The following is a 12,251-nucleotide window of genomic DNA, read 5'->3' as shown; positions in this document are numbered from 1 at the left end:
GCTCCTGCGAAACGTGATCATCACCTAAGTGGAAGAACCGGAGCTGTGGCCGAACAGCGACAATCACCGCAATAGGTCGGAGAACAACCCGCTGCGCGGGATGGACGCGCGTGGTAAGGTAGAGGTCACGATCCGGTTGCCGCGCCCGCATTGAGCGTCGTTCGGCGGGGCAGAGCATCACAGGCTTCGTCAACAAGAAGCCTGACCACCCCCACCCTGTTCTCGATGCACCGATCAGCCCGCCGCGCCAATGGTTGATTGACGACATGACCATGCGCCGGTTCAGCCAGGAGGCGCAGCGCAACTACGTCCGCGATGTCGGGCGGTTCGCAAGCTTCCTTGGCCGATCGCCTTGCGAGACGCTGTGTTAGAGCAGCCAATTGTTATGCGAGTGCATCTTGCTTAAGCAAATTGCACTTTTGCCAAACGTCTTTATAGACAAAATGGGCTCTGGCGTAGAGGATTAGAATAGCCAATGGGAGGGGAACGAAATGCACAATGGTCGTAAAGAGAGCGAGCTGCTCGCCCATGCAAGACTGGTCCACGGCAGCGTAGAACGACCAATACAGGGCCGCTAGCCCGAACAAGGATGTGACGGCCGCGCAGCATGTTACCCAAGTGGCCAAACTATCGTCATTGATGACGATCTCTCGCTTTGCCGATTCCAAACGTGCCCGAAGGCTGCCGGCTGATGAGGGGTTTCTCACCTTTCTTGTTCCGATTAACGTTTCGATTGCCGCGATCTGGCGTGCAAGCGGTCCTCGAGGAACGATTGCCAGCTCTCTAAAAATCGACAGCGCCAAATTCAATCCGAACGCTAGTTGAAGCAGTCCGGAAAACTCATTCAGACGAAAACACTCTGTTGCGAGCGACTGAGATGCCATTGAAACTTACCCCCCGACCTTCGGCAGTGGAAAGCATCCGCCGCGCGCGACGATTGTCAATTGAAGCGGTCGCGATTGAGGCGAATATCCGACCAGATTTCTTGACTGAAATGGAAACAACCCCAACCGACGTCAGCAAGCGAGTGGCGTTTTCACTTTCCTCCGCTCTGGCTGTACCGGTCCAGTTCCTGTTCGCCAAAGACGTAGAAATCGACGCCAATATGCCTGATTTTCGCGCCGCCAATAATAGGCCAGCGGTTCTTACATCGGCAGGACTAACGCGAATCGCGCGTGCTCGTTCTATCGCCGCCTACCTGGCGGACCGAGCGTTCGAAGACTGCGCCAGGTTCGCCAATACAAATAGCGTGACCATCCATCAGCAGTCGACCGCGCGAAAGCTATTGAAATCGCTCTATGTCCCCGTCCAGCGCGTCGATGGATCGGTGGATCCTACCCTAACGTTCAGGGAGACGCGTGTATCGCTAGAGCGGAAAGGCATCATCGTGCTCTGCGATAGGGTAGCGGACCCGTTCCGTGGGTTTTGTTACTCTCCTACCGGTGACTTTCCCATCATCTTCGTGAATACAACCGGGCAGCGGCCCGCTACCAAGCTGTTCACACTGATGCATGAAGTGGTGCATGTGCTCCTTGGCAAAACGGGAGTTTCAGACCCCGCCATTCTCAACAACCAGGTTGAAAGATTCTGCAACTCGGTGACTGCCTCGGTCATGATGCCTGCGGAGGAATTTTCCCAAGCCTATAAAAGCGTCGCGGGAAGGGGTGCTAGGGCCGTCGTTGATCTCCTTTCCAGACGATTTGGCGCCAGTAAGCAGGCGAGCGCCTTACGCGTCTCTGATTTGGGCTTGAGCAAAGGCTTTTACGCTGCGTGGTCTGCGACCCTGCCGTCTGAAGTCCCCATGATCGAAGAAGAAGACGAAGGTGAGGAAAACAGCGGGGGCGGTGGAATTAGCTCGCAGATTGCCAGGTTCGGATATCTTCTGCCTAACATGCTCACCGCCGCGGTCGACAGGAAGGCAATCTCTCAGTTCGATGCGTACCGGCTCACCAATCTGAAGCCAAGTACGATAAAGCAGATCGCCGCCATCGGTGTTAACCGGCTGGGGCCATAACAGCATGGCCTATAGCGGCATCAACTTTGTGCTTGATCTAGAGGCATGCCTCTATTTTAGCGAAGCTGGCGGAAACCTGAAAGCCGCTCTGTTCCAACGAGCGAAAGTCGAACGCATTGCGGTACCCAAAGAGGTTTTCGACCAGGTTCGTATCTTCGACAAGAGCTTGGCCGATGAGATATCGGAGTCGGACATCGAAATTGTCGAACTCGATTCCGACGTATACGTGGCCGCTTGCGCACTCAACGAAATCTTTATGACCTCAGGGCATCGGTTAAACGCGGCCGCAAACGAAAAGGTCCCCTTCATAGCTCTCGTCCATTGTGCGCAAAATGGCGCTAAGCCGCCATGCCATTTGGTATCCGGCGACAACGGACTCCACTCCTCGTCGATGAGAAGCCTCTGTGCCGCCCTGAAAGTCCCTTTCATGGAAGTCACCAGCTTCTAGCAGCATTTTGGCGCTGTGCGGGAACTTGGTGTGGGACCAAGTGGCAGCTTTGCTCGAAAACCCATCTAAGCGACTGTGCCCTTCCCGAGAGATGGGTGCACTTCACCATGTCTCCGGTATAAACCGTAACCTATGTGTCCAGAATGGACCCCTGATTTCTTTGGCGCACCCTATCTCTTAGAAACTTTTAGGCAACTTGAAATGCCGAGCGACGCTCGAATCCGAAACTGCGCTCCGACTTCCGCCCTCGTGCTTACGTGGTTGCTTACGCGAGAGATCGGTGCTGGTTGGAGAGAACGTCATGACTAAGATCACCAAAAGGGTTGTCGACGCCGCCCAGGTCCGCGAAAAGGACTACGTCATCTGGGATGAGGAGCTGCTCGGTTTCGGCCTTCGTGTGTTCGCATCCGGCAAACGCAGCTATGTCATCAATACAGGGCAGCCGGCCGCTCGCCTCGCTACACCATCGGCCTCCACGGGATTGGACGCCCGAGACGGCACGACCGGAAGCGAATGTCCAGTTCGGCCGTGTCGCTCAAGGCGACAATCCTGCCGACGAGCGTGAACTCGACTACAAAGCAATCACCATCAAAGAGCTGTGTGCGCGATATATCGCCGATCTGAACGCGGGGCTTAACCTGCAAGCGGTATGAAGCCCCGCTGCCGATTTAGTATTTCTCGAAGGTCGGATTGTAGTCTTTACAGGCCATTTCGCTCAGAATCGAATTCGAGTCGCGCAAGGCACGTAGCAAAGACGGTTTAGTAAGGCCGGCCAACGTCACTTTCTCTGCCGAAACGCCAACAATGACGCGCAGAAGAACGGCGAAGACGTGACGAACGAGATCAAGAGAGTGATCGTCCGGCCCAATAGTCGCTGACTGGTCTCTTTCGCTTCTCGCCATGCCAGCGAGGATTGTTCATGAATGTCAGCGTGTCTCCCAAATTGGTGGGCACGCCATGAGCGATGTCATTCCTGATCGCAAACGCGAGACGGGCTGCATTGCACCATGTCTCAAGCAGGGGTGCGCTCCTCTCCTGCTGGCAGGGTTGAGGCGAATGTTTCAAGCATCCGATCAAATCAGAGATCATCTTCGCGTCGGTCTCGGGTCGAATGCCCGTTGGATTGGCGCCCTCGAGCTTCCACAGTGCCCGCTCCAGGTGATGTTCGATGGCGGCGGCGAAGATGATGATCGCCGCGATACGCTGGCTGACCATGGGCGTCAGCCCAAGCCGCTCTTCGAGGGTGTCGGCCCTTCCATACGTCATTACAGGGGTAGTTTCATCTCGCTCACTCCTGACCGTATCCCCACAGCCGTTTCTGCCGCGCGATCTTGAGCCCGACCGTATTGATGGAACCCCCGGCCGCAGGGCAGATCCCCTGCGATAGTCACGGAGCGAGGAAAAATCCATCCAAATCGAATTATCCTCGTTGATGGACTTCGTGACGTGAATTTCCGACGCTAAAAAGGTCGAAATGCCAATTCTTCTCAGTAGGATCAGGCTGTCGAATTACTTATCCTAAGGCATCATCGTCATCTTCGGAAAGGACGCCCCGATGACTGACGAGCGTTCCCGCGGCCGCCCTCGCGGCACAGGCAAGAACGATACAGTCTTCCTGACCATGGTTGCAGATCTCATGGTGAAGACGCCTGGCCTGAAGTATACCACAGCCATGACGCGCATCGTTCGGCAGCGCACGGACTGGGATGCGGCGAGTCCAGAGGCGGCGGTCCGTCGCTGGCAAGTGAAATGGAAGGTGCAAGGTGAGGCACTTCTCGCCGCTGCGCATGAGCGCGCCATGCCGAAGCCTGTAGCTCGGATAGGCCGTCATTCGCGCTTGCCAGACATGAGCGAGGCGCAGGCGATCGTCACGCTGATCCTAGATGCCGTGCGGAACCACGACCCCGTTCATTACCGCTCGCTTGAAACCACACGCTAACTCCCTGCGCTGAGTGTAGGTGATTATGGAATTCGCGGAGCGGCAATAGTCATCGTAGGATTACAACGTTGGCAACACTTTGCGACCTGGCAACACGGCTACCTCTTGTGATCGGGGGACTGCTCGACCGCGAGACCAACCTCAAGCGCGGTAGGTTCCGGGAAGAAACCATGACCGACATCCTCACGGGCGCGCTGGCCGCGTTCGCCGGTCCAGAGCTCGTCATCTCCTACCCGATCGAAAAGGACACCGGGGGTGATCTTGATCTGCGGTTCTGGAACGTGTCTGAGGGTCGCGACCTTTGGGTGCGGATCCAAGCCAAGCGCCTAAACGCCGCCGTGGTCCAAAACAAGAACCGCTCCTACAGCGAGCTGCTGCATAGGCCCTCGCCCAAGCATGACTATCAATTCCGCACCCTGCGGGACACGCCCCCGCCGTGGGTCCCACTTTACCTCTTCTACAATCATGCGAGTGTGACGATGGACCCTAACTTCAGGGGGCTGGTCCCCTCTGTCAGCGGGGCGAACCTAGCCTTTGCGAGCGACATCGCCGCCGAACTGGAGGCGAAGCTCGCTGGTGCCAGTGGGACGCCGAAAACGGGAGCGCTTAACAAGCGTCTGTCCATCTGCGGCCTCATTTCTTTTGCCTCGAGGCACTACTTTGTCCTCGGAGCACGGTTCGGAGCGAGACGGTTCCGACACCTGATACGGTCTCTGCCTTCCTGAGAGAGCGATATGTTCGTAGCGCCCCTGCCAGGCCTCGCGAAAGGTACGGGGACGAAACCTTCCGCCGGCTATCTGAACCTCATGAGCTCATGACAGCTGATGGGATTGGTCGGACCTTGCAGGACGGTCCGGCGGTACGTATCGACCGGCAGCTCGATTACCCGTTAGTTACGTTCATCTCCGGTCGCACCGGAGACTCCCGTACGCCTGTCATCAGCGACGTGCCCTCACAGCGAGGCTGAGCTGGGGCTCGCCATTAATAGGGATTGGCTGGCTAAATTGGGGGCGGACTAAAGACATTTGAGCCCAGCGGCCCATTTCAGGCAAAGCTTGCGTAGTAACTTTGCGCCTCATTTTGGCTCTGGTCGACTTCCAAGCACTTGACAAACTACTGGTCAATTCGTCGATCCAGCGGAGCGGAGGTCGGAAGAGAACCGCGTCGCGTGGAGCCGGTCCATCTCTGTGTCGAACCGGTGCCACAGAAGAACGCCCTCCTCACCGAGCATTTCGCTGTCGCGTTGGAAGCGGTTCTCCTCGTGCACGGCGTCCAGCGGATCGCGCCAAGGGAAGATTGCCGTGGCTTCGAGCTTGGCCAGTGTCGTTTCCAGACGCGATCGGATCGCTACCCGCTCTGATTGCGATAGCGTGTTGCGTTCGGCGTCGTCTTGCGCGAACAAGTCTGCTTGAGCGAATCTCATGGTGGCAACTTATGCTCTCGCGCATGCGGCGGCAACGGTACAGCCTCAAGCGGGAGGGGAAAGTGGCAAACAGTTGGCGCGGAGATCGTCTGCCCGACATCGTCCGATCGATGGCTTCCCGGCCACGACACGAGGCGTTGCGGGGCCTGATCACGGAACTGCTGCGAGAAGGCTTCGGCGCCGCGTTCAGCGAGTTAGAGCACGAGCGCTACCTTGTCGACAACAGTGGGCGGATCGACGTGGCGTGGGGCGCCACCGTGATCGAGCTGAAGAGCGATCTACGGCGCGAAGAGCGTGATGTCGTCGCCCGTATGCCCGACTATCTGGCCGATGCAAGCCGCGGCAGCGCACCTGGCCGTACCACCGTCGGTCTTGCCACCGACGGCGCGACGCTGCTCGCTTACACGCTGGATCTCGGCAGGCTCACGAGCATCGGCCGCTATGACGTCGACGTCGACCACCCCGAACGGTTGCTGACCTGGCTCGAGCCGCTGCTCTCGCCCGTTCCCGAGGTGATGCCGACACCGATCGCTGTCGCGCTCGCGTTCGGTCGATACAGCCTTGCCTTCGGCCGCGCGCACGCGCAACTGCAGCGCCTGTGGTCCGAGGTCGGCGACCATCCCGAAGTGCGGTTGAAGCGGAACCTGTGGGATGGGTTGCTGCGCCAGGTATACGGCGATGACGTGGGCAGTGATGCGCTGTTCCTCCAACACACCTACCTGACTATCCTCGTGAAGGCGATCGCGGCGCGCGTCCTCGATCTGGAAATTGGCGATCCGGCGGAGATGCTGTCGGGCCGGTTGCTGGCGAATGAGGGTATTGTCGGCGCCGTCGAGGCTGACTTCTTCGACTGGCCCCTACTCGCAACGGGCGGCGATGACCTGGTGCGTTCGCTTGCCGCCGAAACGATTCGTTTTCGCCTGCGCGATGTCAAGGTCGACGTGCTCAAGAGTCTCTACGAGAGCCTGATCGACCCCGACGAGCGCCACGACCTCGGTGAATACTACACCCCCGACTGGTTGGCCGCGCGGGTGGTCACGGCGGCTATTCCTCGCCCGCTGGAACAGCGGGTGCTCGATCCGTCCTGTGGCTCTGGGACCTTTCTGTTCCATGCGCTTCGCCGCCTGATCGAAGCCGGTCGGCAGGCTGGGGTGCCACCAGCCGAGATCGTCGAGACTTGTGCCGATCGCGTGTTCGGGATCGACGTGCACCCTGTCGCGGTCGCGCTCGCGCGCGTCACGTGGCTGCTGGCACTCGGCGATTTGGTACAGGATCGGCCGCCCACGCTCAGCGTGCCGGTTTATATGGGCGACTCGATGCAGTGGAACCTGCGACCGCTGGGCGCATCGGCCGAAGTGCTGGTCGACGTGCCGCCCAACGATCCGCCCCTGCGCATCCCCGCCGGCTTGGCGAGCGACCAACATCTGTTCGAGCGTGCGCTCGACGAGCTCAACCGCGGGCTCGACACGCTCGCCGAGCCGGAGGCCATTCGCCATGCCATCGCTCTCGCCGGCGCGACCACCGAGGACGCGGCCATGCTCGGCCAAACGTTCGCGCAGCTCAAGGAACTCTATCTTGACGGCCGCAACCACATCTGGACTTTCATTCTGCGCAACTTGCTGCGCCCAGTGTGGCTGTCGCATCCCGATCACCGGGCTGACGTCCTGATCGGCAATCCGCCCTGGATCGTTTATCGCCACCTGAGCGCGGACATGAAGGACCGGCTGCGCGAGGCGCTGCGGAGCTACAATCTCTGGGTCGGTGGCAGTCTGGCCACACAACAGGACATGTGTGCGCTGTTTTGGGCGCGCGGCGCGGAACGCTACCTGCGCGACGGCGGCGTGCTGGCGCTCGTTCTGCCCTATGCCGCGCTCAACGCTCCCGTGTTCGCCGGAATGCGCGACGGGGGCATGGAGCGCGTGCGGGTAGCGATCATCGGCGGTTGGGGTCTGGAGCGGGTGTGGCCGATCTTCGGTGCGCAATCCGGCAGCAGCACGACGAGCACCTGTGTGCTGTTCGGTGAGCGTGACCGTGCCGGGCCGCCGCCGGCGGAATTCGATCGCTGGGTAGGTGTGCTTCCACGGCGTGATGCCAGCGAGGCCGAGGCGGCCGAGGTGCTCGCGCATATGCGCGCGGCTTGGCCAAGGCCGAGAACGCTACTTGCTGCATCTCCATATCGGACACGCTTCCGTAATGGTGCAAGCCTCTTTCCAAGGCGCTTTGTTCTCGTGGAGTATGCCGCAGCCGGACGCCTGCAAAGCCGCCGCGATGCGCCGCGCCTGCGCGGCCGTGTTGGTAGTCTCGACAAGCGGCCGTGGACCGGCGTCGAGCCTCCCGAGGGCCCGGTCGAACGCATATTCGTGCGTCGAATTGCGCTGGGAGAGTCCGTCGCACCTTATCGGGTCCTCGACCTCGTGACGGGCGTGGTTCCGATGGAGAGCGGTGCAATCCTCACGGCGGCAAGCGCTGACGCACGAGGCCATCGTGGCCTTGCGGCGTGGTTGCGCGATGCCGAAACGAAGTGGAACGAGCATAGCAACAAGGGGGTAGACGGCGCGCCTCGTATGACGCTGACGCGGTCGCTAAACCACCTTCAAAAACTGGTGGCGCAGGCGGCGAGATCGCCGATTCGAGTTCTCTACACCAAAGCTGGAACGCGATTGAGCGCGTGCTGGCTAGAGGACGACGATGTGATTATCGACCACAAGGCCTATTGGTCGGCCGCCAACTCACTCGAAGAAGCCGCGTACGTTGCTGCCGTCCTGAACACGAGTATTGTGCTTGATCGCGTAAAGGACCTTCAGCCAGTCGGACAGCGAGATCCGCGTGACTTCGACAATCTCGTCTGGACGCTGCCTATCCCTGAATTCGACGCTTCCGAGGCACTGCACGTGGACCTTGCCGCGGCGGCGCTGCACGCTGCCGGAATCGCCGCCCGCATCGAACTACCCGACAGCGCGCACTTCACCGCCAAGCGGCGGGCGATCCGGCAAACACTAGTCGACGACGGCGTAGCGGAAACGATCGAACGCCTTGTCGACGCGCTACTTCCACCTTGACACCCGCACTAGAGAAGGTCCGCTATCGGAACCAATCCGCCCGTCCCCTGCCGTCCGCTCCCGGGCCTTATGCTGCCCCTTAGCCTGACGAATTGCAGAGTGCCGTTAAACCAAGTCATATAATTCGTGTCCACTTGCTATGCATTCGAATGTTAATATATTGTGCGTATGAGAGGTCGTAATTTGTCATAACCTACGCACAGCTCGCACACTCCAAGGCGGTCTCAGGCTTTGTCGATAGCCTTCAGGAGCCGCGCACGCCTTATATCTCGCCGAAGCGCCTGTCGCAGGCGCTGGGCGTGAAGGTGGCCAATCTGGCACAGTTGACCGGGGTTCATCGCAACACGCTCCGCAATCCCTCATCGGAACGCCTGCAGGGCCGGATGCGCGAGATGGTACAAGTGATCTCGGCCGCGACGGAGCTCACCGGCGACGTCGACAAGGCGATCTACTGGTATCGCAACGAACCGATCGCCGACTATGGCCACCACACGGCTGCCGATAGGGTGCTACAGGGCTGAGCATGCTCGTCGCGTTGGTTGAGGACGAGGGGCACGACCTCATTCCCCCGCTTGCCCGATCGGCCCTACAGCAATTGCGTGAGGTGCACGAGAAGGTCGGTGAGCTGGACCGACAGATTCACATCTGGCATCGTTCGCACGAGTTGAGCCGTCGCCTCGAAACGATCCCCGGCATCGGTCCGATCACCGCCAGCGCAATCGTTGCGACCGTGACAGATGCTTCCCTGTTCAAATCCGGCCGGCAACTCGCGGCTTGGCTTGGCCTGGTGCCGCGACAGAACTCATCCGGAGGAAAGGATCGGCTCGGGCGGATCAGCAAGCAAGGCGATCCCTACATCCGTCGCCTTCTTGTTGTGGGAGCCCATGCCGTGCTTCGCTTCTGTCGTAAGGGCAAAGCGGCACCCACTCGCTGGGCTGCCGAGCTTCTGGCGAAAAAGCCGTACAACGTCGTTGCGGTGGCCTTGGCAAACAAGATGGCCCGGATCGTCTGGGCGCTGATGACTACGGGCAAGCGCTTCGCGGATTCACCGGCGTAGTGACGTAGTCGCAGAGGATGCACAGAGGTTGGTGAGGTGCTGATGGTGTGATGACCGACGGTCGAACCGGGATCGGAAAAACCCGCTCAGTGGGTGCCGCTCAAAAAGCGCGTTGACCTGTCTGGGATCCGATCCGCGGACTTCAAGGCCAGCGGCATGAACAGGCCGCACTCAAAGGCCGAATACATGCCTGCACCCGACCAACCTGTCATCAATGTCAGAAAGCCCTTGCCACGCGGAGGCTGTCCATACATGCACTGTCTTCTCGGATCCGAGACCGGAAAGGCCGCGCTCGGCGATCTCGATCTTGGCGCCGACTGCGTGCGGCACGCACGAATGTTTTTCGACCGTCCCGACTATGACCTCGCCTCAGCAGTCCCGGGCAGCTTCGCGATCGCGCCCGCTCCAAAGATGGTGGACGCGCTCACGCGCGACTATGCCAATACGGCGGCCATGATCTTCGGCACTCCGCCGAGTTTCGATGACATTCTGGAATCAGCACGGCAGATTGAGCAGGACATCAACACCCATTCCTAGTCGCCTGGCCACGTCGCCGGGGCATCATCAAGGCGGTGTCGAGCAAATGGTCTGCTACTTCAAACCCGAGGGCATCGAAAAACATCACGCTGGCCGAGAGGACATGCATTGGCAGTTCGCTGAACTGCGGGATCGCTTTCTTGGTCGTAAGTATCAAACCGAGCGTGGCCACGAGTTCGAAATCACCGAGAGGGACACGGTCTTCGACGCGACGCTGACTATCCAGGCAGCATTGGCAGCCGCACAGCAGGCTGCGGAGGACGAGGATTTATTAGGCGAAGGCACCGCCGACGTGCCCCCTGTAGAGTCGCCTGACTGGCTTCTAACCAGAGAAGAAGTAGCCATTCTCCAAGAGGCCGGCGTCGAACTGGAAGATGAGTACGCGCGCAACCTCGAGCGCTTAATGGAGGGTCCTGCACAGTCTCCGTTTCGTCTCCCAACGCACCAAAAAGGCAACTGCGCAGAGCAAGCCTTCTATCCATCAATCTCCCTTTTCAAAATCATCATATCTCTGACCAACACTGCGATATTTTTCGCGGCGGAAGGAGCCAGGCACAGTCATTTCATGCGCAACAGCATTTCTAAGTTTCTCAGCTCGCCGGAACACGTCGGCGGCCGATGTCGCGCTCCGGGGGAGCTCTATTCCTTTTCGAACAATATCAGATTTGTCGCAGAACTGAGTGAATAGGATCTCGTCCACAAATCCATCATCACTCTTCGCATCGGCGATCACTTGAGAAATCTTCTTTCTTCTTTCGGCGCTAAGCTTCTCCAGCCAGCGGCCCGGCGTTTCGAAGCGTCTCCCTATCGCATCCGCCATGGACATCTCGAATGCTGTCACGAGAGCAAAGAGGGCTGCTCGCACTGGCAATTTCTGCATGCTGAAATGCTGACGAGACCTTCGATCTGGCGTGAGGAAACAACTAGGGTCAGGACCCATTAAATTGTTGAGTTGAAGGAGCGATGATGATTCAAGGTGGCTGGAGGTGGCCACCATGGGTGATTTGTTACTGCTGTCGCCGACGCAGATGCGGCGGATCGAGCCATTCTTTCCACGCTCGCACGGGGTACCTCGGGTCGATGACCGACGGGTGCTGAGCGGGATTCTGTTCGTGATCCGTAACGGGCTGCGCTGGCGGGATGTGCCGGCCGCCTATGGTCCGCACAAGACGATCTACAACCGGTTCATTCGCTGGAGCCGGCTGGGTGTGTTCAACCGCATTCTGGCCGAACTCTCGGCCCGGGGCGGCGGCACAGACAAGCTGATGATCGATGCCACCCATCTCAAGGCGCATCGCACGGCAGCCAGCCTGCTCAAAAAGGGGCTCTACCCCGATGTATCGGACGGACCAGAGGCGGTCTGACCACCAAGCTGCAGGTGGTTTGCGACGACCAGGGACGTCCGTTGCTGCTGCACCTGAGCGAAGGCCAGGCCAACGATCACAGAACCGCCGCTGCCGTGCTCGACGAACTGCCACCTGCCCGCCATCTGCTGGCCGATCGGGCCTACAGTTCCACTGGCTTCCGCGAGGCGCTCATCGGCAAGGGCATCACACCCTGCATCCCGCCTCATGCCAAGCACCGTGTCCAGCACAGCTATGATCCGCTGCTCTACAGGCAGCGCCACAGGATCGAGAACATGTTCGCCCGCCTCAAGGACTGGCGACGCATCCACACTCGATACGACCGATGCGCGCACACATTCTTGTCAGCAATCGCCTTCGCTGCAGCGTTCATCTTCTGGATCAATGAGATGCTGTAACGGGGCCTGCGT

Annotated in this window: 10 protein-coding genes and 4 pseudogenes; 12 read left to right on the top strand and 2 right to left on the bottom strand. The window is 59.5% G+C overall.

Annotated elements, in window-relative coordinates:
- The first annotated feature begins 591 nt into the window (after positions 1-591).
- The 4 genes and pseudogenes from EN846_RS27575 to EN846_RS27560 form a co-directional block, all read left to right on the top strand.
- The gene (locus EN846_RS27575) at positions 592-825 is read left to right on the top strand and encodes a hypothetical protein (RefSeq protein ID WP_127220023.1); all 234 of its coding nucleotides are present in this window, start codon (positions 592-594) and stop codon (positions 823-825) included.
- Positions 826-883: 58 nt separating this feature from the next.
- The gene (locus EN846_RS27570) at positions 884-2,014 is read left to right on the top strand and encodes an ImmA/IrrE family metallo-endopeptidase (protein WP_189347394.1); all 1,131 of its coding nucleotides are present in this window, start codon (positions 884-886) and stop codon (positions 2,012-2,014) included.
- 4 nt (positions 2,015-2,018) lie between these two features.
- Entirely contained in the window at positions 2,019-2,462 is a 444-nt protein-coding gene (locus EN846_RS27565) for a hypothetical protein (RefSeq protein ID WP_029354749.1), read from the top strand.
- Between the two features lie 301 nt (positions 2,463-2,763).
- Positions 2,764-3,103: pseudogene (locus EN846_RS27560) on the top strand (Arm DNA-binding domain-containing protein); the annotation flags it as partial.
- Positions 3,104-3,305: 202 nt separating this feature from the next.
- On the opposite strand, the gene EN846_RS27555 reads toward EN846_RS27560, so the two are convergent.
- Positions 3,306-3,728: a hypothetical protein gene (locus EN846_RS27555; protein WP_029354745.1), complete on the bottom strand. Its 423-nt coding sequence runs from the start codon at positions 3,726-3,728 to the stop codon at positions 3,306-3,308.
- Between the two features lie 289 nt (positions 3,729-4,017).
- Here EN846_RS27555 and EN846_RS27550 point away from each other — a divergent pair, with 289 nt between their 5' ends.
- Together EN846_RS27550 and EN846_RS36540 are read left to right on the top strand one after the other, a co-directional pair.
- On the top strand, positions 4,018-4,401 hold the full coding sequence (locus EN846_RS27550) for a hypothetical protein (protein WP_091597881.1): 384 nt from the start codon (positions 4,018-4,020) through the stop codon (positions 4,399-4,401).
- Positions 4,402-4,508: 107 nt separating this feature from the next.
- A pseudogene (locus EN846_RS36540) lies at positions 4,509-5,368 on the top strand (DUF6615 family protein).
- A gap of 153 nt (positions 5,369-5,521) precedes the next feature.
- On the opposite strand, the gene EN846_RS27540 reads toward EN846_RS36540, so the two are convergent.
- Entirely contained in the window at positions 5,522-5,824 is a 303-nt protein-coding gene (locus EN846_RS27540) for a hypothetical protein (RefSeq protein WP_127313414.1), read from the bottom strand.
- A gap of 62 nt (positions 5,825-5,886) precedes the next feature.
- Here EN846_RS27540 and EN846_RS27535 point away from each other — a divergent pair, with 62 nt between their 5' ends.
- The 6 genes and pseudogenes from EN846_RS27535 to EN846_RS27510 all read left to right on the top strand — a co-directional run bounded on the left by EN846_RS27535 (position 5,887) and on the right by EN846_RS27510 (position 12,239).
- The gene (locus EN846_RS27535) at positions 5,887-8,883 is read left to right on the top strand and encodes an N-6 DNA methylase (RefSeq protein ID WP_036268033.1); all 2,997 of its coding nucleotides are present in this window, start codon (positions 5,887-5,889) and stop codon (positions 8,881-8,883) included.
- 188 nt (positions 8,884-9,071) lie between these two features.
- Positions 9,072-9,386, top strand: a pseudogene (locus EN846_RS27530) (hypothetical protein); the annotation flags it as partial.
- Positions 9,387-9,442: 56 nt separating this feature from the next.
- Positions 9,443-9,940 (top strand): annotated as a pseudogene (locus EN846_RS27525) (IS110 family transposase); the annotation flags it as partial.
- Between the two features lie 252 nt (positions 9,941-10,192).
- The gene (locus EN846_RS27520) at positions 10,193-10,477 is read left to right on the top strand and encodes a hypothetical protein (protein ID WP_245492252.1); all 285 of its coding nucleotides are present in this window, start codon (positions 10,193-10,195) and stop codon (positions 10,475-10,477) included.
- A complete protein-coding gene (locus EN846_RS27515) occupies positions 10,422-11,165 on the top strand; it encodes a hypothetical protein (protein WP_135927944.1) in 744 nt (247 codons plus the stop codon). Before EN846_RS27520 ends, EN846_RS27515 begins: the two co-directional genes overlap by 56 nt.
- 307 nt (positions 11,166-11,472) lie before the next feature.
- A protein-coding gene (locus tag EN846_RS27510; protein ID WP_236370666.1) for an IS5 family transposase occupies positions 11,473-12,239 on the top strand; the annotation gives its coding sequence in 2 pieces (ribosomal slippage) (positions 11,473-11,806 and positions 11,806-12,239; 768 coding nt in all).
- The last annotated feature ends 12 nt before the right edge of the window (positions 12,240-12,251 follow it).

The organism is Mesorhizobium sp. M4B.F.Ca.ET.203.01.1.1, from assembly GCF_004791025.1.
Classification (GTDB): Bacteria; Pseudomonadota; Alphaproteobacteria; order Rhizobiales; family Rhizobiaceae; genus Mesorhizobium; species Mesorhizobium abyssinicae.
The sequence above is the reverse complement of the archived record's forward strand: the minus strand, read 5'-3'. Positions and strand labels throughout refer to the sequence as shown.

Excerpts from the sequence above, each read along its gene's own strand:
- EN846_RS27565 (WP_029354749.1), top strand. The coding sequence starts at position 2,019 with ATGGCCTATAGCGGCATCAACTTTGTGCTTGATCTAGAGGCATGCCTC.
- EN846_RS27555 (WP_029354745.1), bottom strand. The coding sequence starts at position 3,728 with ATGACGTATGGAAGGGCCGACACCCTCGAAGAGCGGCTTGGGCTGACG.
- EN846_RS27550 (WP_091597881.1), top strand. The coding sequence starts at position 4,018 with ATGACTGACGAGCGTTCCCGCGGCCGCCCTCGCGGCACAGGCAAGAAC.
- EN846_RS27540 (WP_127313414.1), bottom strand. The coding sequence starts at position 5,824 with ATGAGATTCGCTCAAGCAGACTTGTTCGCGCAAGACGACGCCGAACGC.
- EN846_RS27520 (WP_245492252.1), top strand. The coding sequence starts at position 10,193 with ATGCACTGTCTTCTCGGATCCGAGACCGGAAAGGCCGCGCTCGGCGAT.
- EN846_RS27515 (WP_135927944.1), top strand. The coding sequence starts at position 10,422 with ATGACATTCTGGAATCAGCACGGCAGATTGAGCAGGACATCAACACCC.